Annotated in this window: 18 protein-coding genes; 11 read left to right on the top strand and 7 right to left on the bottom strand. The window is 59.4% G+C overall.

The window, feature by feature from the left end; genetic code table 11:
• Window positions 1–109 precede the first annotated feature (109 nt).
• Window positions 110–520: a hypothetical protein gene (locus tag I6N98_RS17905; protein WP_198569686.1), complete on the top strand. Its 411-nt coding sequence runs from the start codon at window positions 110–112 to the stop codon at window positions 518–520.
• A 15-nt stretch (window positions 521–535) separates the two neighbouring features.
• On the opposite strand, the gene I6N98_RS17900 is transcribed toward I6N98_RS17905, so the two are convergent.
• Together I6N98_RS17900 and I6N98_RS17895 are read right to left on the bottom strand one after the other, a co-directional pair.
• A complete protein-coding gene (locus I6N98_RS17900) occupies window positions 536–3,652 on the bottom strand; it encodes an efflux RND transporter permease subunit (protein ID WP_198569685.1) in 3,117 nt (1,038 codons plus the stop codon).
• 2 nt (window positions 3,653–3,654) lie between these two features.
• On the bottom strand, window positions 3,655–4,722 hold the full coding sequence (locus I6N98_RS17895; protein ID WP_198569684.1) for an efflux RND transporter periplasmic adaptor subunit: 1,068 nt from the start codon (window positions 4,720–4,722) through the stop codon (window positions 3,655–3,657).
• A gap of 219 nt (window positions 4,723–4,941) precedes the next feature.
• Between I6N98_RS17895 and I6N98_RS17890 the strand changes: the two genes are divergently transcribed.
• Entirely contained in the window at window positions 4,942–5,712 is a 771-nt protein-coding gene (locus tag I6N98_RS17890) for a P-loop NTPase family protein (RefSeq protein ID WP_198569683.1), read from the top strand.
• Window positions 5,713–5,721: 9 nt separating this feature from the next.
• On the opposite strand, the gene argH is transcribed toward I6N98_RS17890, so the two are convergent.
• Entirely contained in the window at window positions 5,722–7,119 is a 1,398-nt protein-coding gene (gene argH / locus I6N98_RS17885) for an argininosuccinate lyase (protein ID WP_198569682.1), read from the bottom strand.
• 178 nt (window positions 7,120–7,297) lie between these two features.
• Here argH and I6N98_RS17880 point away from each other — a divergent pair, with 178 nt between their 5' ends.
• The 6 genes from I6N98_RS17880 to I6N98_RS17855 all read left to right on the top strand — a co-directional run bounded on the left by I6N98_RS17880 (window position 7,298) and on the right by I6N98_RS17855 (window position 13,614).
• The gene (locus I6N98_RS17880) at window positions 7,298–8,944 is read left to right on the top strand and encodes a hypothetical protein (protein WP_198569681.1); all 1,647 of its coding nucleotides are present in this window, start codon (window positions 7,298–7,300) and stop codon (window positions 8,942–8,944) included.
• Window positions 8,945–9,070: 126 nt separating this feature from the next.
• Complete coding sequence (gene hemC, locus I6N98_RS17875; RefSeq protein WP_198569680.1) at window positions 9,071–10,024, top strand: hydroxymethylbilane synthase; 954 nt, start codon at window positions 9,071–9,073, stop codon at window positions 10,022–10,024.
• Window positions 10,011–10,799 (top strand): uroporphyrinogen-III synthase, encoded by a 789-nt coding sequence (locus tag I6N98_RS17870; protein WP_198569679.1) that lies wholly within the window; start codon window positions 10,011–10,013, stop codon window positions 10,797–10,799. The genes hemC and I6N98_RS17870 overlap by 14 nt, the downstream gene beginning before the upstream one ends.
• Before the next feature lie 45 nt (window positions 10,800–10,844).
• Window positions 10,845–12,074 carry a uroporphyrinogen-III C-methyltransferase gene (locus tag I6N98_RS17865; RefSeq protein WP_198569678.1) on the top strand — a complete coding sequence of 410 codons (1,230 nt, stop codon included), beginning with the start codon at window positions 10,845–10,847 and terminating at the stop codon, window positions 12,072–12,074.
• A complete protein-coding gene (locus I6N98_RS17860) occupies window positions 12,071–13,309 on the top strand; it encodes a heme biosynthesis HemY N-terminal domain-containing protein (RefSeq protein WP_198569677.1) in 1,239 nt (412 codons plus the stop codon). Before I6N98_RS17865 ends, I6N98_RS17860 begins: the two co-directional genes overlap by 4 nt.
• Complete coding sequence (locus I6N98_RS17855) at window positions 13,306–13,614, top strand: tetratricopeptide repeat protein (protein ID WP_198569676.1); 309 nt, start codon at window positions 13,306–13,308, stop codon at window positions 13,612–13,614. Before I6N98_RS17860 ends, I6N98_RS17855 begins: the two co-directional genes overlap by 4 nt.
• Before the next feature lie 8 nt (window positions 13,615–13,622).
• Here the strand turns inward: I6N98_RS17855 and I6N98_RS17850 are convergent, their stop codons facing one another.
• From I6N98_RS17850 to I6N98_RS17835, 4 genes are read right to left on the bottom strand one after another with little or no spacing between them, the layout of a single operon-like run.
• Window positions 13,623–14,897, bottom strand: coding sequence for an ATP-binding protein (locus I6N98_RS17850; RefSeq protein WP_198569675.1), 1,275 nt, complete (start codon window positions 14,895–14,897; stop codon window positions 13,623–13,625).
• 14 nt (window positions 14,898–14,911) lie between these two features.
• A complete protein-coding gene (locus I6N98_RS17845) occupies window positions 14,912–15,604 on the bottom strand; it encodes a winged helix-turn-helix domain-containing protein (protein ID WP_198569674.1) in 693 nt (230 codons plus the stop codon).
• A gap of 3 nt (window positions 15,605–15,607) precedes the next feature.
• Window positions 15,608–16,051 (bottom strand): DUF3019 domain-containing protein, encoded by a 444-nt coding sequence (locus I6N98_RS17840; protein ID WP_198569673.1) that lies wholly within the window; start codon window positions 16,049–16,051, stop codon window positions 15,608–15,610.
• Complete coding sequence (locus I6N98_RS17835) at window positions 16,011–16,976, bottom strand: MipA/OmpV family protein (RefSeq protein ID WP_198569672.1); 966 nt, start codon at window positions 16,974–16,976, stop codon at window positions 16,011–16,013. Before I6N98_RS17835 ends, I6N98_RS17840 begins: the two co-directional genes overlap by 41 nt.
• Window positions 16,977–17,197: 221 nt before the next feature.
• Between I6N98_RS17835 and I6N98_RS17830 the strand changes: the two genes are divergently transcribed.
• The 3 genes from I6N98_RS17830 to I6N98_RS17820 all read left to right on the top strand — a co-directional run bounded on the left by I6N98_RS17830 (window position 17,198) and on the right by I6N98_RS17820 (window position 20,527).
• The gene (locus tag I6N98_RS17830; protein ID WP_198569671.1) at window positions 17,198–19,282 is read left to right on the top strand and encodes a beta-propeller domain-containing protein; all 2,085 of its coding nucleotides are present in this window, start codon (window positions 17,198–17,200) and stop codon (window positions 19,280–19,282) included.
• A 109-nt stretch (window positions 19,283–19,391) separates the two neighbouring features.
• Window positions 19,392–19,946, top strand: a complete 555-nt coding sequence (locus tag I6N98_RS17825; protein WP_198569670.1) for a glycoside hydrolase family 108 protein — start codon at window positions 19,392–19,394, stop codon at window positions 19,944–19,946.
• Window positions 19,946–20,527, top strand: coding sequence for a 3TM-type holin (locus tag I6N98_RS17820; RefSeq protein WP_198569669.1), 582 nt, complete (start codon window positions 19,946–19,948; stop codon window positions 20,525–20,527). Before I6N98_RS17825 ends, I6N98_RS17820 begins: the two co-directional genes overlap by 1 nt.
• Window positions 20,528–20,553 lie beyond the last annotated feature (26 nt).

Raw genomic sequence — 20,553 nt, 5'->3', positions numbered from 1 at the left:
GCCAAAGTCCCTCTTGTACCCTAACGTCAAAGGAGTCGAAGTACTGGCCCGGGTACTTAAAAACAAGTACCCAATAAGCAAGTACCCAATAAATAAAGCGGAGTGTGTGATGAAAGCATTGAGTAAGCCTGCGAAGTATCTGGCGTTTTCAGCCATGATGGCCTTTTCTGTTTCGGCGTCTGCAGCTGATGGACCGCTGGCGGGTGTAGATGCTTTATTGACCGATTTGTTGGGCATTCAGGGCTTGTCCAATACCCTGGCCCTATTGCCGCTGGATGCCGCTGGCGCGCAATCGGCCTTTGAGCTGACCGGTGCGCTGCTAAACCCTCAGACGCTGTTCGAGCTTGGCTCCGGTATAGGCTTGCCTCTAGTGCAGAACTTATTGCCGCCAGTGCAGGTACTGACCACTAATCCGGCCGAGTTGGCCACGTTCCTCACCGATGGCGGTTCGTTGCTTACCTCCACCATCGTGCTGCTGCCAGAGATTCCGCTGATCTCGGCGCCTCTGCCTGGCCTGTAAAGGCGATCACTCAGTTTATCCGTGACCGCTCTCGCGGTCCGGATTGTCATTTAATTGCTTATGCAGGCATTGGCTCACTGCCTGTGGCGACGAGGTCTTGCCCGCCATTGCCCGGTAGGCCATGGGCACCACAAACAGCGTGAACAGGGTGGCGGCGGTCACACCACAGGCCACCACAATGCCAATGACAAAGCGCGACTCGCTGCCCGCACCGCTGCCCAACAATAGCGGCACAGAGCCCATTACTGTGGTAATTGCCGTCATAATGATAGGCCGCAGGCGCTGCTCCGCAGCCTGCAGGATAGCGGTCTCAAACTCGATACCTTGATCCCGCAGCTGATTGGCAAACTCCACCAGCAAGATGCCGTTTTTGGCGGCCAGGCCCACCAGCATTACCAAGGCGATTTGGCTGTAAATATTCAGGCTTTGGTCGCTGAAATACAGCCCCACCAACGCTCCGGCGGCAGCCAGTGGCACCGTCAGTAGAATCACCAGGGGGTGAACAAAGCTCTCAAACTGAGCCGCCAACACGAGAAATACCACTAACAAGGCCAGTGCAAAGGTCAGGTAAACCTCGTTGCCGGCATCGATATAGTCCAGAGATTCGCCTTTATAATCGATCACCGCCTCGGGCGCGACGTCGCGGGTAATCCCTTCTAGGTAGGCCAGCGCCTCGCCCAGGGAGTAGCCGTCCGCCAGGCTGGCATCCAGCGTAATGGCCCGCACCCGATTAAAGCGGTTGAGGGTGGCGGCGGCGCCGCGTTCTTCCAGGGTAACCAGGTTGCCCAGGGGGATCAGGGCGCCGCTGGTATTGGAGCGCACATAGATGTTGCTAAGATCGTTGGGGCTGCGCTGCTGGCTGGGTTCGCCCTCCAGCACCACGTTGTATTCCTCGCCATTGAGCATAAAGGTGGTAACGCGGCGCGAGCCCAGCAGGGTTTCCAGGCTGCGGTTGATCTGCTGGGTGTCCACGCCCAGGTCGGCGGCCCGGGCGCGATTGATGTTGACCACCAGCTGGGGTTTGGTCTCCCGGTAGTCACTGTCCAGGCCCAGCAGTTTGGGGTTGTTGCGGGCCTCGGCCAGGATGGCATCCCGCCACTGCGCCAGCTGATCATAGTTACCGCCGCCAATCACAAACTGTACCGGTTTGCTAAAGCCGCCCCCCAGTGCCTGAGGTTGGATCGGGAAGGTGGTCATCGGGGTGTAGTCGGCCAGGCGGCGGCGTATATCGGCAATGATCTCGGTGCTGGAGCGGCGCTGGGACCAGGGTTCCAGCACCATGATGGAAAAGGCGCCGTTGTAGCTGTCAGCACCGCCGAAGCCGCCGGGGGCGCGCAGCAGAAAGCGCTTGATTTCGCCCTGTTCCACCAGCGGCATCAGCCGCTGCTCCAGCTCATCGAGGTGCTCACTGACATAGTTAAAGGAGGCTCCCTCCGGGCCGCGGATGGACAGGAACACGACGCCGCGATCCTCTTTTGGCGCGAACTCGCTGGGTACGGCCTGGATAAAATAGATGCAGGCGGCAATAGTGGCGGCCAACACGCTGGCCGACAGCGCCGGTCGGTGCAAGCTGGAGTAAAGTATACGGCGGTAGCCGCTCTCCATGCGGTGCAGCAATGACTCAACAAACTCTGCCAGCTTACCGTGCATGGCGTCGCGATTGAGCAGCTTGGCGCAGATCACCGGCGACAGGGTCAGCGCCACCAGGCTGGAAAACACCACCGCCACCGCCATGGCCACGGCAAACTCGCCAAACAGGCGACCGATGTCGCCCTGCAAGAAGGTGATGGGAACAAACACCGCCACCAAGACTGCGGTGGTGGCCACCACCGCAAAACCGACCTGGCGAGCACCGCGAAACGCCGCCACTAACGGCGGTTCCCCAGCCAGCAAGCGGCGGTGAATGTTCTCCAGCACGACGATGCTGTCGTCCACCACCAGACCGATGGCCAGCACCAGGGCTAGCAGGGTGAGTAGATTGATGGTGTAACCCAAGAAATAGAGAACGGTAAAGGTGGCAATCAAAGATACTGGCACGGTAACGGCCGGCACTATCATGGCGCGAAAATCACCCAGGAACAGGAAGATCACCAGCACCACCAAACCGGCGGCAATAAACAGCGTCTTGTAAACCTCGCTGATGGCCGAGTCGATAAACACCGAGCTGTCGTAACTGTCGTGCAGGGTGGTGCCCTGGGGCAGACCGGGTCTTACCCGCTCGGCCTCTTCCTTGACGGCGTGGGCGACCTCCAGGGTATTGGCGGTGCTTTGTTTGACAATACCGATGCCCACCTGGGGAATGCCGTTGCCGCGAAACAGGTTGCGGGGTTCTTCGGCGCCCAGTTCAATCCGCGCAATGTCGCCCAGGGTTAGCTGATAGCCGCTGGCCTCCCGGCGCAGCACCAGTTTTTCAAAGTCCTCACTGGCCCGGTACTGGCGATCTACTTTGATGGCAAAGTCCCGGTACAAGGATTTTAATGTGCCGGCGGGGAGTTCGACGTTTTCCTGCCGCAGCGCCTGCTCCACATCGCTAACGGTAACCTGTCGGGCCGCCATGGCCTCCCGGTCCAGCCAGATACGCATGGCGTAGTCCGAGGCACCGCTGACCAGAATACGGCCAACCCCATTGATGGAAGAGAAGCGATCCACCAACTGGCGCTGGGCAAAGTCGGCCAACTCCAGGCGGTTGAGATTTTGCGAGGTGAGGTTGAGCCACATGATGGGCCGGTCATCGGAATCCGCTTTGCGCACCTCTGGTGGATCGGCTTCCTCCGGCAGATTGTTAAGCACCCTGGATACCCGGTCGCGAATGTCGTTGGTGGCGTCGTCAATGTCGCGGGACAGTTCGAACTCGACGTTGATGGAAGAGTTGCCGTCCATGCTGGAGGAGGAAATGGTCTTAATCCCTGCCACCCCGGCGATGCGCTCCTCGATGACCTGGGTGATGCGGGACTCCACGACCTCGGCGGCAGCACCGATGTAGTTGGTGCTGATCGACACCACCGGCGGGTCAATATCGGGGTACTCCCGCAGTGATAAGCGCTCAAAGGACAGCAGGCCGAAAGCGACCAGCAACAGGCTGATAACCGTGGCGAATACGGGTCGCCGCACGGCGGTATCGGACAACCACATGATTAGCCCTCCGCCGGCGTCGGATCACTGGAGGGTGAGGTCGGTGCTGCCACCGGCGACCCCGGCCGCAGGTTCATATAGCCCTGAGTGATAACCTGTTCACCCTCACTGAGGCCCTGGTGAACTTCCACCTTACCGGCCCGGCGTATGCCCAGGGTGACCTGACGTCGCTGTGCCTTGCCGTCGCTGTCTATTACCCAAAGAAAGTGTTCCTGGTCGACGCTCTCTAGCGCCTGTTCGGGAATCATCATGCCGCTGCGGGGCTCAGCTTTTAACTCGACGTGCATCAGCATACCGGGCTTTAGCAGGTGGTCGGGGTTGGCCAAGCTGGCGCGAGCGGTCACGCTGCGGGACTGGCTGTCGATGCGCTGATCGATGGCGCTGATGCGTCCTTCAAACTCCTGGCCCAGAGCTTCACTGCGGGCGGTGATGCTCTGCCCCACCTGCAATTTGCCCAGCAGCAGGCTGGGCATTTGGAAATCCAGGCGCATGGTATCCAGGTCGTCCAGGGTGGTAATTACTGTGCCGGGGGAAAGCAGGGCGCCGGGGCTGACCTGACGCAGGCCGACCACACCGTCAAAGGGAGCTCGGAGAGTGCGTTCGGCAATCATGGCCTCGACTTCGCGGATCCGCGCCTCGGCCCGTTGTTGGTTGCTGAGTCGTTGGTCGTATTCGGTTTGTGCCGCCGACTGGGTGGCCAGCAAGCCCTTGAGTCGGCGCAGTTCCCTCTTTTGCTCGGCCAGGTCGGCCTGGGCGGAGGCCAGTAGGGCGCGCTCCTCGGCTTGTTCCAACGTGGCCAGCAAATCGCCGGCTTCGACGGTTTGGCCGTCGTCAAAGTGCAATTGCGAGACTTTTTCCGCCACGCTACTGGTTATCGCCACAGACTCTCGGGCCAGCAGCGTTCCCAGCGCCGGCAGGGTTTCCTGAATTTGCTGACTCTTAACCACCACAGTGGCCACCGGCGTAGGCTGGGACGCTCTGCCCGGTCCACCGGGTGATGGCTTTTCGCAGGCACTGACCAGTGACAGCACAGCAACGGCGAACACCAGCGATCTCGCGAGTCCGGACATAAATGGGCTCCAGGCAAAATGAATTTGAGCAACAGCGGCAGGCAAGCTGACGAGAAAAACCGCATTAAACAGTTACTTTAACACCGTCCGTCAATAAAACCCTCGCTAGGGGCTTATACAAAGGTCTATGGCTAGCTTTGCTCAGGGCCGTGAGGCGTCACAAAACTATCACCGATGGCTTTTTATTATGGCCTTTTAATCAGCTGACGAGGCACAACAATGAGCTGCATTCATTTTATCGGTGGTGAGAAGGGCGGTGTGGGCAAATCGGTGTTGGCCCGCTTGCTGTCACAGTATTTTATCGACCGCCACATGCCCTATCAGGGCCTGGATGCCGATCAGTCCCACGCGAGCCTGACCCGCTACTATCCTCAGTTTAGTCGGCCTTTAAAGGTGGATCGCTTCGAAAGCAGTGATCAGATTATCGAGCTGGCGCTGGAGGCAGACCGGCAAGTACTGGTAGATCTGCCGGCCCAGAGCCAGCGCTTTTTGGACCACTGGGTGGACGACAACGATGTGCTGACACTCTGCGCGGAGATGGAGCTGCCGGTGGTGTTTTGGTATGTGGTGGATGACGGTCGTGATTCGGTGCAACTGCTCAATGATTTCCTCAGCAGGTATCAGCACAGGCTGCGCTGCGTGGTGGTCAAAAATCGGGGGCGGGGCAGTGACTTTAGCGAATTGGAGAGCTTGCCCGCACTCCTGGCTGAAGACGCGCCCCAGCAAGTGGAATTGCCAGCCCTGCACAGCGCGACTTTGCACCGCATCGACAAGCTGGACTTTAGCTTCTGGGCCGCCACGGCCCTGCGCGACGGCAGCCCAAAGTTGACCTTGATGGAACGCCAGCGCACCCGGGTGTGGCTGAAGCGCGCCTACACCATGTTTGACGCGGTGATGGCGTCCTTGCCCAAGGCCATTCCCAGACCCGAGCCCCTGGGCAGTGAAGAGGCCACCCTCAGTGACCTACCGGCTGATGCCGAACGGATTTAGAGCGTCGCCTTAACCCCGCGCCGCCAGTCTGGCCTCGGCACGATCGGCGGCGGCCAATACCTGGCTGGGTGCGGTGCCGCCGTAGTGATCCCGAGCGGCAACTGAGCCCTCCAGGGTCAGCACATCGAACACGTCTTCCTCGATGGTGTCGCTGAACTGACGCAGCTCTTCAAGGCTCATCTGGGATAGGTCCTTGCTCTGTTCTATGCCGTAGGCCACAGACTTGCCCACCACCTCGTGGGCATCCCGGAAGGGCAGCCCCTTGCCCACCAGATAGTCGGCCAGGTCGGTGGCGGTAGAGAAGCCCCGCAGCGCAGCTTCCCGGGTGACGGCCTCGTTGACGGTGATGGCCGGCATCATGTCGGCGTAGGCCTTGAGGCTGTCTCGGAGGGTATCCACCACGTCAAAAAGCGGTTCTTTGTCTTCCTGGTTGTCCTTGTTGTAAGCCAGCGGCTGGGATTTCATCAAGGTCAGCAAACTAATCAGGTGACCGTTGACCCGGCCCACTTTGCCGCGGATCAACTCCGGGACATCGGGATTTTTCTTTTGCGGCATGATGCTGGAGCCGGTGCAGAAGCGGTCGGGCAGGTCGATAAAGTTGAACTGGGCCGAGGTCCACAGCACCAGCTCCTCGCTAAAGCGCGACAGGTGCGTCATTGCCAAACTGGCAGCGGCGCTAAATTCAATGGCAAAGTCCCGGTCGCTGACTGAGTCCAGGGAGTTCTCGGTGGGGCCACTAAAGCCCAGCAAATCGGCACTGTAGTGGCGGTCGATGGGATAGGTGGTGCCGGCCAAGGCGGCGGCGCCCAGGGGCGACACATTGAGGCGCTCGCGGCAGTCCCGGAGGCGGCCAAAGTCCCGCTCCAGCATCTCGTTCCAGGCCAGCATATGGTGGCCAAAGGTCACCGGTTGGGCGGTTTGCAGGTGGGTGAAGCCGGGCATAATGGTGTTGGCTTCCCGCCGGGCCAGGTCGATCAAACCTTCTTGCAGGCGTTGCAGCTCGCCGCAGATTACCGCGATCTCGTCGCGCAGGTACAGGCGAATATCAGTGGCGACCTGGTCGTTGCGGGAGCGGCCGGTATGCAGCTTTTTGCCGGTGATGCCAATTTTTTCGGTGAGTCGCGCTTCGATGTTCATGTGAACATCTTCTAGTGACACCGACCAATTGAATTCTCCGGCTTCGATCTCGCTCCGTATCTCTTCCAGGCCGTCTTTAATTTGCTGGAGTTCTCCCGGGCTCAGTACACCCACCTTGGCCAACATCGCCGCATGGGCAAGGGAGCCATTGATGTCGTGGTGGTAAAGGCGTTGATCAAAGCTCACCGAGGCGGTGAAGCGCTCCACAAATTGGTCAGTGGCCTCGGAAAAGCGGCCGCCCCAGGGTTTGATCGGGTTGTTGTCGGTCATGGTGGTGATTCGCTCGCGGCAAAATATCGTTGTGCTGCGCCAGTGGCAGAGCCGGCACGGCGTTGTAAAGGCGCTATTGTACAGCACCTACCCCCTCTTCACAGAGTTGTCACAGTGGCTGGGCACACTGCATTTCGCTAAGCCTAAAACTCCAGACCCGCACCTTAGAGGAATTGTGATGAGTGAAGTCAGCAGCCCTCGGGCCAAGCTCGTGGAATTGTTATGGCAACTCAAACAAGCCAGCGACCGCCACGACAGCGGCCGGGATATCCACTTCAACACGCTGCTGCGGGATTCCGCCTACCGACGAGAGCTGATCGACGACGCGGCTGTGAGCCCGGTTCGCGAAATCAGAGACTTGGGGTTGAGCTTGCGAGTGCTCAATACCGATGGCGAACTGACCTGGAATCAACGCCCGGGAGCTTCGGGCTCCGATGCGGCGGGGGTGCCGGTGAATCCCGATATTGCCGAGACGGTGGGGCAACGCCACAGTTCGCCCGCCTCACCGTCCAAGTCGGCAAGCAATATATGGTTGTATGTTGGCGGCGGCCTGGTTGTACTCATTGTCCTTGTGGTCATTGCCGCCAGCGCCTTGGGGCCGTCGGTGCAAACTGTTCGGGGCTCTCTCTATGGCGAGCAGCGCTGGACAGCCGATACCACTTGGGTTTTGGAAGACATTGTCTATCTGGAGTCCGGTAGTCAATTGATTATCGAGCCCGGGACCATCATTCAGGGCGAGGCAGGCAGTGCCCTGGTGGTTACCCGGGACGCCACCATTATGGCCCGGGGCACCCGTGAGGCTCCCATTGTCTTTACCAGTGCCAAGGCTGCGGGACAGCGTCGCGCCGGCGACTGGGGCGGGGTAGTACTGCTGGGTAATGCCCCGGTCAATGCCCGGGGTGCCCAGATCGAGGGTTTACCCAGTGGCGATAGTCGCGGCATGTTTGGCGGCAGTGATGCCTTCAGCAACTGTGGCGTGCTGGAGTATGCCCGGATCGAGTTTGCCGGCTACGAAGTTTACGCCAACAACGAACTCAATGGCCTGACCCTGGGGGGGTGTGGCGCCAGCTCCATTGTTCGTCACGTGCAGGTGCACCGCTCTCTGGATGATGGCATCGAGGTGTTTGGTGGCACTGTAGACCTGCGTCATATTGTGATCACCGGGGCAGCGGATGATTCTCTGGACTGGGATATGGGCTGGACCGGTCGGGTGCAATTTCTGCAAGTATTGCAGTATGCCGGGGTCGGCGATAATGGCTTTGAGGCGGACAACAACAACGGCGACCACGAGGCTCAGCCAGTGTCCGAACCGACCTTCTACAATGTCACTCTGCAGAGCATGAGCAGTCCCAATGCAGTGCAGCGGGGCATGACCCTGCGCCGGGGTACAGGTGGCCATTTTAACAATATGATTATCGACGGGTTCTCCGGCGAGACCATCGACATCAAGGATGTGGAGACAGTTGCTCGTCTGGACAAGCGGCAGCTGTCCTTTGCCGGTTTGCTGATCAGCAATATAGGCCGGGATGGCAGTGGCTTTTTCGCCGCTGAGAAAGGCGTCGATCAGGATGACGATGGCGGCTTCGACGAGGCCCGCTACTTCGAAAATGTGGCGCGACTGGGTGTTGCTGCCCAGTTTAGGTCCAGCGTCACTGAACTCGCTCAACCTGAATTTCGGCTCCAGGCCGACTCCCCGGCCCGTGAGGGTGCGGCAGCGGTGCCAGAAGATGAGTTTTGGGATGAAAGTGCCGACTATATCGGCGCAGTACGCCCCGGCGCCAATCGCACCTGGATGGAAGGTTGGACGGCCTTTCCGGAACACTAAAAGTCGCTTACGTTTTGCCAGCGGCGCCGATGAGTGGGGTCGCTGGAATCGGGTGTTCAGGGACAGGACACCAGCTCCCTGACTCGCGTATCATAGCGGTTTTGCCAACAACCGGTGGAACCGTCTATGCCTTCAAGCCCATCCCGCAGCCTCCTTCGCATCGCCACCCGGGAAAGTCTGTTGGCGTTGTGGCAGGCGGAATATGTCAAACACGCCCTGGAACAGGCCCACCCCGGTCTGCAGGTCGAGCTGGTGGGCATGACCACCCGGGGCGATCAGTTGCTGGACTCCCCCTTATCTAAAATCGGCGGCAAAGCGCTGTTTGTTAAAGAGCTCGAGCAGGCCATGCTGGACGGTCGCGCCGATATTGCTGTGCACTCGATGAAAGATGTGCCCATGGAGTTTCCCGAGGGTCTCGGGCTGGCGGTGATCTGCGAGCGGGAAGACCCCCGGGACGCCTTTGTCAGCAATCACTACCGCAGTGTCGATGATTTACCCCAGGGCGCCCATGTCGGCACCTCCAGTTTGCGCCGGGAGTGCTTACTTAGGCATCGCCGGCCGGATCTGAAAGTCTCCAGCCTGCGGGGCAATGTGCAGACCCGCCTGCGCAAACTGGATGAGGGTGAGTTTGACGCTATTGTGTTGGCCGCCGCCGGTTTGTTGCGGCTGGAGCTGCAAGACCGCGTCGCCGAGTTTATGACGGTGGAGGGCAGCCTGCCCGCCTGCGGTCAAGGTGCGGTGGGGATCGAAACCCGACTGGCCGATCGCGACATTGTCGACTTGTTAGCGCCCCTTCATCACCGCGATAGCGCCGCCAAAGTTATGGCCGAACGGGCGATGAATCGCCGCCTGGAGGGGGGCTGCCAGGTCCCCATCGCCGGCTACGCCATCGACGACCCCGAGCAGCCTGGTCAGCTTTGGCTGCGGGGGATCGTGGGCAGCCCGGACGGTAAAACGGTCCTGCGAGCCGAGGCCAGTGGCGCACCTGAAGATGCCGAGGCCCTGGGTGTGAGCGTCGCCGAACAACTTCTCAAGCAGGGCGCCGGACAAATACTCGATACGGTTTATGGCCGCGCCTGATTACAGCAACCTGCGGGTACTGTTGACCCGCCCAGCGGGTCGCAACGACGCGTTGCGCTTGTCATTGCAGTCGGCCGGCGTTGCGGTAGCGGTCGAGCCGCTGCTGGCCATTGTGCCACTGGAATCCCTGGATAAGGCGGTGCAACAGGCCAGCCGTCAGCGCATTCTCGATCTCGATTACTATCACGCATTGATTTTTATCAGCGTCAACGCGGTTGAGCAGGGCTGTGAACTGATCGACAGCTACTGGCCGCAGTGGCCCTTGGGCCTTGAGCTCTTTGCTATCGGCGAGGCCACGGCCCGGGCATTGCAGGATCGCGGGCTGTCGGTATCCGCAACCGGCGCCGGCGCTATGAACAGCGAGGCGCTGCTGGCATCGGCGGCCCTGCAAGACATTGATCAACGGCGAATTCTGATTGTCAGAGGAGTCGGTGGCCGCGAAACCCTGGCCCAGACCTTGCGCCAGCGCTGTGCCCGAGTGGACTACGCCGAGTGTTACGGGCGGGAGGCGACGGCGATTAGCAGTGGCGAACTGGCGGCGTTGTTGATACAACACCAGATAAATACCGTGGTGCTGAACAGCGGTGAAACGCTGGCCCGTTTTGTAGCCCTGACTACAGCAGAGCAGCGGCAGCGCTGCGCAGCCATTGTGCCCAGCGCCCGGGTGGCCGAGCTGGCGGCCGACGCCAGTTTTGGTGACATCGAGCAGTCGGCTAACGCGGGACAGTCCGCGACCATGGCGGCGCTGGAGGGCCTGGCCCAGCGTTGGCCCTAGTGTGAACAGGCCCGAGTGTCATTGAAATAACAACGAGCGACGAGCATGAGCGACGACAACCAGGGAAGTACGCACTCCCAGCACAGCGATTCTGCGGCGACCAACGTTCCCGCCACTACCGCGAGCAAAAAGGCGGAGAAGGCCGATAAAAAAACCGCGACGGAGACTGCAGCGCCCGCCGGCTCTGAAAAGTCTAAGGGCGATACCAAGAGCGGTGCTAAAAAAGATGACAACAAAAAAGACAACACCACAAAGGGCATGTCGCTAGTCGGGCGATTGCTGCTGTTATTGAGCCTGCTGATTGCCCTTGCGGCACTGGCTCTGGCGGGCTGGATGTACCGGGAGCAATACCTGATCGCCGAGGATGACGATCTGCAAAGCCAGTTGGCACCGCTGCATCAGCAGATTACCGACAGTCACCGCGCGCTTTTGGACGTGCAAACGGCAGTGGCCAGTCAGCGGGAGGCTCTGGCGCAGTTGCGCAGCGATACCAGCCAAGGCCTTAGCGATCTGGCCCAGCGCAGCCAGCGCATGGCGGCGGAGCTGGAGGAGCTGCGCACGGTGAATCGCGACGATTGGCTGTTGGCCGAGGCCGAGTACCTGCTGCGGCTGGCCATTCAGCGCGCCCAACTCAGCGGCGATGCATCCTCTGCGGCGAAACTGCTGGCCAGCGCCGATGCCATACTGCGGGATCTGGACGATCCGGCGCTGCACGGTGTACGCCAGCAGATTGCCGAGGATATCGCCGTCCTGCAGACCACCGCCGATTTTGATATCGAAGGGCGCTATCTGGCACTGGCGGGGCTGGCTAAACAGGCTGAGGGCCTGACGCTGTATCAACCGCCCAGCTACCAGCCGGAGCCGGTAGCGGCGACGGACTCCGGTTGGCAGGACCGTCTGAAAAACGGCTTTGTCCGGGCCTGGGAGAAACTGCGCAGCTATATCCGTATTCGCCGTCACGACCAGAAATTTAACGTTGCGCTGGCCCCCGAGCAGGAAGCCGTGCTGCGGGCCAGCCTGAGAATGCTGTTTGAGCAGGCGCAACTGGCGCTGCTGGCAGAGCAGCCTGCCCTTTACCGCCGCTCCCTGGAAAAAGCCCAGAGCTGGATAGAGGATTTTTATCGCCTGGACGACTCGGCGGCGGGGGTAGTGAAGGAAATCACTGTATTGATCGATGCCCCGGTATCGGCGGCGATGCCCGATTTGTCAGCTTCACTGCAAGGACTCAAGGAGTACAGCCAGGGGCGGAATTGGCAGCGCGAGGTTAGCCAATGAGAGTTTTTGTTGCCGTTCTCCTCGCCCTGGCTGTGGCGGCGGTGCTGGCCGCGGCCATTCAATACGATTCGGGCTATGTGCTGATCGCCTTTGGCCAGACCACGGTGGAAATGACCGTGTGGGTGGCGGTGGCGGTGCAGGCCCTATTTGTGCTGTTGGTGCTGGCGCTGTTTTTGGCTCTGCGCCGGGGCTCAAAGTTTTCCAATCGCTTGATGACTTTGCGTTCTACTCGTCGCGCCCAGCGGGATCGAAATAAAACCAATCGCGGATTGATTGCCTTTATCGAGGGCAAGTGGGCCGATGCGCGAAAGCTACTGGTGGATGCCGCCCGAGACAGTGACCAGCCGCTGATCAATTACCTTCTGGCGGCCCGAGCCAGCCATGCGCTGGGTGACGAGGAGGGCGTACGGCGTTATCTGGGCAAGGCCGAAGGTGCCGCCCAGCGAGCCGATGTCGCCGTGGCACTCAACCAAGCGGACTTGCAACTGGAATCCGGTCAGCTGGAGTCGGCATTGGCCACGTTAAACCGGGTGCGAAGCCGCGCCGACCGTTATCCGGCGGTATTGGTGTTGCTGCAAAAAGTGTATTTGGGGCTGCAGGACTGGACGGCTCTGCGGGGCATACTGCCGGAACTGCGCAAGCACGCATTGCTGGATGATACCCGTCTTGAGGAATTGGAACGGGAGGCCCTGGGGGGTGAGCTGCGGCGCCTTGTGCAACAGCGCGACCCGGCGGGGGTGGCGCACTGGTGGAAGCGGTTGGCTTCACCTTGGCAGGTTGATCGGCAACTGCTGCTATTTACCGCCCAGGCCTATGTTGAGTTGCAGGATCAGCCGGCGGCGGAAAAGATCCTCGCACAGGGTCTAGATAAGCACTGGCATGCCGAGTGGGTGGCGCTCTATGGGCGGGTGGCCGGTGCCGATGTGCGCAAGCAACTGGCCCGCGCCGAGAACTGGCATCGGGAGCGGGGCCGGGATGCGACGCTGCTCGTCGCTCTGGGGCGGATTAGCCTGCGCAATGAGCTGTGGGGTAAGGCCCGGGATTATTTTGATGCCGCTCGTCAGATTGAGTCGTCGGCGGAAGTCTGTTTTGAATTGGCCAGACTGGCAGAGAACATGGGCGATGAAGCCGCCGCCCGCCGTTTTGTGGTGGAGGCGCTGGAAAAACAGTCCACGGCTCTGCCGGCACTTCCCCAGCCCAGCAGAACTGCGGGACGGGAGGGCAAAACTCCGTGAAGGCCGATGCGCTGGAAAAAATGCTGGCCCGAGGGCAGGACAGCGCCATGCTGCGCTTTGGTCTGGGCAAAGCCTATCTCGATGACGGCCGCAACGATGATGCGGCCGAGCACCTACAGCGCTGTGTAGAACAGGACCCCAGTTACTCGGCCGCCTGGGCCTTACTGGGTAAAGCGCTATTGGCGCGAGGATATCGCAGCGGTGCGGAGCTGGCCTGGCAATCTGGCATTGATGCCGCTGTCGACAATGGCGATAAACAGAGTGAAAAACAAATGACGGTGCTGCTGAACAAGCTGCACAAATAAGCGGGCGATCAGCGCGGCCAGCGCAACTCAAACCTGGCGCCGCCCAACGCTTCTCCTCTCGTTACACTGACACTGCCGCCGTGCCAGCTCATGATCCGCCGCACAATCGCCAGGCCCAGGCCGTAACCCCGGGCGTTGTTGCCCTCAGTGTCGATACGCACAAAGGAGGCGAACACTTTGTCAGCGTCGCTTTCAGCAATACCCGGTCCGTCGTCTTCCACCGTTACTTGATACTGCGTATCGTCACCGGCCAGAGTAAGCGTGACTTGCTGACGGGCGTAGCGACTGGCGTTGTTTAGCAGGTTGCTGATGACTCTCTCCATCAGCGGCCAATCGCAGCGAACACGGCCATGACTGCGCAGGCACTGCACAGAAAAGTTGATTTCCGGCCGCTCTGGTTTGATTTCTTCCAATAGCGCTTGGGCGAACTCGCCAAAGTCGCCGTCTTCCCAGTCCAGAGACTGCTCGCTGGCGTCGAAAGAGGCGTAGCTGAGTAGTTCATTCACAAAACGCTCAAGGGCGGCGACGTCGTCTTTGACGCCGGCCAATTGACGGCGGACCAGGGTGTCGTCGCCGCTGTTCTCGGCCATCTCCAGGGCAAATTTCATTCTTGCCAGCGGCGTACGAATTTCGTGGGAGACGGCGTAGGTCATCTCCTTGCGGGCGGCCAGTAGCTCCCGCACTCGATTGGCCATGGCATTGAAGGCATCGGCCAAGGGCTGGACATGGGAATTGCGCCGCAAGCTGACCGTGGCGGTGGCGCCGTCCTTGCCCACCTGAGTGGTTTGTCTCTGTAAGGCATAGAGGTCCCGGGACAGTGGCCAAACCCAGACAAATACCACCACAGCCAGGCTTAAATAGAACAACACAATCAAAGCCGTGTAAGCACCGTGGCGCTGAGCAGGCGGCGTATTGTATGCAATACCCAGTACGGTGTCGGTCTCGCCAACTCGCTGATAGAGTCGTTGATGGTGGCGGGCGTCGTTAATCAACACCGGGTGGCCAGCCTCGATATCACTGGCCAGGGTCGAGCTGGACAGATCCTTGAGTCGATAGCTGGAGATTTCCAGTGCCAGCTCGCGATTCAAGCGTTGCAGCTCTGCATCCCGCTGGTCGGGTTCAAGTGGGAGTAATTGTTGCTCCAGCATTGATAGCACGCTCTGCTGGTAGGCATTGATGCTGGGTTCGGGCTGATAGGTGGCCCAGATGCGGTCCAGCCCCCAACCGATAATCACAATGGCGGCGACGATAATAATGTAAAGAGAAATAAACGCGCGGCGCATAGGTCAGGCTAGTGTCAGTCCCAGGCGGTGGGCACCAGCATATACCCTTTTCCCCATACCGTCTTGATCACATCGGGATGATGGGAATCGTCCCGGAGTTTGCGCCGAAGGTGGGAAATCCGCACATCGATAGTTCGATCTAGACCGTCGTAAGGGCGGTTGTACACGGTGGTAAACAAGTATTCCCGGCTGACCACTTTGCCAGCCTGTCGCGCCAGCGCCGCCAGCAAGTCGAACTCGTGGCTGGACAAGCCCAACTCGTCCTTGTCCAGACAGGCTAAACGGGCTTGCAGATCGACACTGAGGCGGCCCAGTTGAACCCGAGTTTCCGAGGCGGGTTCCTCCTGCTGGCAGCGGCGCAGCAGGGCGCGAATACGGGCCAATAGCACCCGGGGCTCGGCGGGCTTGATAACGTAGTCATCGGCGCCCACTTCCAGGCCGCGGATTTGATCGCCGTCGCTGTCCCGGGCGGTGAGCATCAGAATGGGGCCGGTGTAGTGGTCCCGCAGTTCTCGGCACAGCGTCAGGCCGTCCCGGCCAGGCAGCATGATGTCCAGTACCACGATGTCGGGATTCAGGTCTTTAACGCGCCGGCCAACGGTCAGGCCGGTGTGCTCTACCACCACGGTAAAGTTGTGACCCGACAGATAATCTTTGACCAGGTTGGCTAAGCGGGTGTCATCTTCGGCGAGTAAAATTAGGCTCATAATCTAGAAAAAGCTCCAAGGATTGCGTCGCCGCCGACGGTACTCGGGTTGGTCTCGGATGACTTCAAACTCAGCAGAAGCCACTAGCTGATCGTGGTCGATCTCTCGCAGACTAAACATCACATTGTCGGCGATCGACAAAGCAAAGCGGTGGCGGCCACCGAACTCGTCCTCCCAGCAGCGCAGCGGCAGAGTTTTATCGCTGCGATAAAGGCACACTGAGCGGGGCTCTCTGGATAGCCAACTGATTTCCAGCTTGTCCTCGCAGGCGCTCTCTTTCTCCGCCAGCACACACAGGCGAGGTGTGATGGCGAAGGTGATGCCAGGCACGGCGTTTTGCGCCTGCACGGCGGCGCTACTGCCACTAAACAGTAGCAGTAAAGCCCCTATTCCCAGTCCGCGCCATTCAGAAATGATAAATCCCCCCGATGAAAGCGGTGACGACATAATCGTCTTCTAACAGGGGGCTATCGGCCGTGTGTGTGCCGAAGCGTTTGTAGTGCAGCGTAGAATAAAACGACCAAGACTCAGAAAGCTGGCGCCGCCACTGGAATTTGACCATGGGTGACCAATCCGATTCGCCGCGAAACAGCAGTTCTTCGTTGTTTACTTCGTGTCGATCGAGGCCGTAGTAGTAATCCAGCAGTTGTCGGTTCTGCCAGACGGCGCCTACAGAAGCAGAAAGGGTGTTGTCGCCCAGCTGCCCCTGCCAGCCCAGCGCCAGCCGCAGTTCTTTACCATTGTGAACGCCAATGGCGTCACCCAGGATTTGTGCGCTCAGTAGCCATTGCTTGATGTAGAGGCCATATTCCAGGCCCGCCATCATCGCCAGTCGGCGTTCATCAACTTTTTTGGGGTCGACCTGCTGGGCTCTCTGGGTTGGCACGACTTCGCCGTCTGGGGCGCCAGCATGGTCGCCACCGCCACTTACCAGCGAACTGTCTTCGAGAATAAAGTTGCCGAATCCCAGGCCGTCGTCAAAAAAGAATTTGTCAAAACCCGGTGTCAGCAACAGGTTGAGCATATGGCGGGGACGATCCAGCAGGGTAAAGCCCAGCTCAAAATTGTCGACGAACAGTCGCTCGCCGTACCAGGAGAATTGCGGCACCAGTACCAGTGGCTGCGCGTCGCCCTCAACTAGAGGATTGCTGCGTGCACCGGCGCCGATAGCGACCGAAAACTCCCAGCGTCCCACTTCCCGACATTCCGGCGAAGTCTGCTGGCAGTGTTGCGATGCCTCTGTGGGTTGGGCCGCACCCGGTTGGGCCGCACCCGGCTGGGCCGCACTCGGCTGGGTCGCACCCGGCCCCGCCCAGCTATGGCAGCTCAGCAGCAGGGACAAAATAGCAGCGTGGCGAAATCGAAGACTCATTCAGGGTGCCGGCGGGTGGTAGTTTTAAGCAACGGTTTAGTTCAGCGTCCATCATAGTGGCTCATTGCCCCAATGACCCTGTAGATACACAAATTTTTACAAAGTTTACGGCATTTACTGAGGCGCAATGCAGCGGGCCGGCGTTAGTATTGTTGCTACCTTAGCGGTAAACAAGATTGGCTAAAGGTACGGGCTTGGAGCTTGTACAAGGAGTGAAAGACATGAATAACAAGGCGATGGATTGTGCCCGGTTTGCCAGTTCGGGCAGGTGGCTGACAGTGTTATTGGCGGCCTGCGTGGGGCTGACGGCCTGTGGCGGCGGTAGCAGTGGTGGCAGTGGCGGATCGCCCGAGCCCTCGCAAAACGCCGGTTTACTGAAACCAGTGGCCGATGAACAAGAGCTGATGGCAGCGATGCGCTCGGCTTATACAGAGCGCACCAGCAAGCAGGAATTCACCACCACTGGCCCTCAGCCGACGGCGACTCCCGACAATGGCCTGGACAATGCCGGCGGCGAAGCAGCCGATGGTGGCGGTGGCAGCTTTACTGGCACCTATACCGTAGAACTGGATGTGGATGAGCTGGACGTCGTGAAGTACGACGGCGACCACCTGTACATTGTGCCGACCTTGCAGAACCGCTGTTGTTTTGCCTTTCCAGCAGAGGGTGGCGTCGCCTCCGACGCGGACATTTTGCCGCCGCAACAGCCGACTGGAGAAGCCGCCATCCGTATTTTGGCCACTAACGCCAGCGATGCTACGGCCACCGAAGCCGGTTCGATTCCTTTAGAAGAGGGCGAGTTCGTTCAGGGTCTCTACCTGTTGGATGGTCAGTTGATCACCCTCAGTACCACCGAGTTTTATGGTACCTATGGCGGCCCCTGGCTGGACATTGCTTACTGGGCTGAGCAACGGGTGGACATACGTGGCTATGACAACAGCGATGTCAGCAACGTTAGCGAGCAGTGGGCAGTTAGTGTGGAAGGTGGTTTTGTCGACACCCGTCGGGTTGGAGACACGGTTTATTTGATCAGCCGTCACACGCCGGATATCGACGTTCACTACTACCCTGATGACGAAGGCAAGGTGGCTGAAAACAGAGCCAAGTTTGATAACTTGAGCGCTGAGGATATTACCCCCACCTTAACGATTAACGGTACTGAGCAGCCGTTGTTTTCGCCAGCGGATTGCTACACCACCAACCCCGACGTGGACCAGAGCGATGCCCCGGGCTACCCGGTATTGACCAGCATTACCGCGATATCGCTGAGCGACCCCACCCATCCCCAGACCACCTGCTACAACGAACAGGCGGCGGGGGTGTATATGTCATCCGATGCGGTCTATCTCACCGATGTGCGCTATAACAACAGCGGCGGTGGTGATGTGACGCGTGTGCACAAATTTGCTATCGGCAGCGGCAAGCCCCAGTACCGCGGTTCTGCAGAAGTGGACGGCTATGTCTGGACCGGTGGTCAGCGCGATTTCCGGCTCTCCGAGCATAACGGCCTGCTGCGCATGGTAACCACCCTGTTCCGCGACGACGACCAGGACCGCCAGGACCATCAGGTACATATCCTGGGTGAGGCCAGCGAGGGCCTGTCGCTGGAGAAAATCGCCAGTTTGCCCAATAGCAGTCGGCCGGCAGAAATTGGCAAACCTAACGAAGCCCTCTACGGTGTGCGTTTCTTTGGTGAGCGGGCTTATCTGGTGACCTTTGAGCAGATCGACCCGCTCTATGTGCTGGACCTCTCCGACCCCAGTGATCCGTTTATCGCCGGCGAGCTGGAAGTCACCGGTTTTTCCGATTTTCTGCATCCTGTTAACGACAGCCTTCTGTTGGGGCTGGGGGTCGACAATACCTCCAGTAACCGCGTGAAACTGGAGTTGTTTGATGTCTCTGATATCGCCGCGCCGGCGTCTCTGGGGAGCATACTGATCGGTGAGGAGGGCCAGTACAGCTGGTCGGAAGCCCAATATGACCGTCACGCCTTTAGCTATCTGGTCGACGCGCAGAACGGTGTAGATCGCTTTGCAGTGCCGGCCCAGCTTTCCGGTGAGACCGCCGAAGGTGGCTATTTCAACGAAGAATCCCTCTACCTCTTTGAGGTTCGCGGCAAAAACCAACCTGCCAGTGCCAGTTTATTTAAGCAGGGCCGCATTCTGGCTTCCCCCAAACCGGAAGATTATGGCTACGGCTACCGGCACCGCTCAGTTATCCACGACGATGCGGTGTTCTTTATCTCCGGCGACTACGTATGGTCGGCCCTGTGGCAGGACCCTGAAAACCGCAGTGGTCCACAGTAGTTCCGGCTCCGCTTTCCACTCTTGGTCTGTTCATTTGCCACCTTCGGGTGGCTTTTTTTTGTCCACTTACTGCACAATGGCAAGCATCTGTGTCAACAGGGAGTGTGCCATGCTTGATATCGATGCCATGATCGACGATATCCTTCGCAGGGAGGGCGGATTTGTGGATCATCCCGCCGACAGAGGGGGACCGACCAAGTTCGGTATCACTCAGCAAACCCTGTCCCGCTACATCGGTCGTGCAGCTTTGCGCAGCGAGGTCGAGCAGCTGAGCGAGGACGTGGCCCGGGATATTTACGAGCGCGACTACCTTTACGCCCCTCGCATCGATCGCCTCCCCAGTGAGATTCAACCCTTTGTATTTGATTCCGCAGTGAATCACGGCCCGCGCCGGGCGGTGAAGTTTGTACAAAGTGTCTGCAATCAGGCCGGCCGGCAGCCTGCGCTGATTGAAGACGGCGCCATGGGGCCCAATACCCGGCGGGCAGCGGAGTGGGCTCAGTCGGTAATGGGGCCGGTATTCCTCCAGGCGCTGGTCGAAGAGCGCCGCAATTTCTACTACCTTATTGTGGAAGCCCGGCCCTCCCAGGAGGTCTTCCTCAATGGCTGGTTAAATCGCATTGCCGAATTCGAGCGGGACGACCTGAATCGAGGGGTGGCGTAATGGCCTGGTACAGCTTTATTGGCGATATTCTTAAGGGCGGTAAAGACGTTGCCGAGGTGTTTACCGAGAACAAGGAAAATCGCAGCCAGCGCCGGCACGAGACCGTGATGGCGGATTTCGAGCGGGATCAATCCGCCATCCGGCAATTTTCTGCCGAGTTCTATCAGCGCCAAAACCGCACTAAATGGGATGCCTTTGTCGACGGCCTGAATCGTCTGCCCCGGCCTCTGTTGACCTTTGCCATCCTCAGCTTTTTTGTTCTGGCACCCCTCGATCCCGAGCGCTTTTTGCTGATTGCCAAGGGTTACGAGGTCATGCCCCCCGGCTACTGGGCACTGCTCAGTGTCATTATTGGTTTCTATTTTGGTGGTCGTATGCAACTGAAGTCCCAGGATATGAAGGTCAAGAAAGACGCTGTGAAGGCCGCCAGCGACCTGGTGGCCATGCGTCGCTCCTTCCGCCAGCTTGAGGACCCCCAGGAAGATGGCCCATCGAAAATTTTTGATGCCGCTGTAGAAGCTGGCAAAGTGCCGCCTAAGAATGCGGTTGTGGCCAAGTGGCGGGCGCAGCGCGGCGGCTAGCGAGGTAAACTGGGTGCTTTGCCGGG

Source organism: Spongiibacter nanhainus (assembly GCF_016132545.1).
Classification (GTDB): Bacteria; Pseudomonadota; Gammaproteobacteria; order Pseudomonadales; family Spongiibacteraceae; genus Spongiibacter; species Spongiibacter nanhainus.
This window is presented reverse-complemented; position numbering and strand designations above follow the sequence as displayed.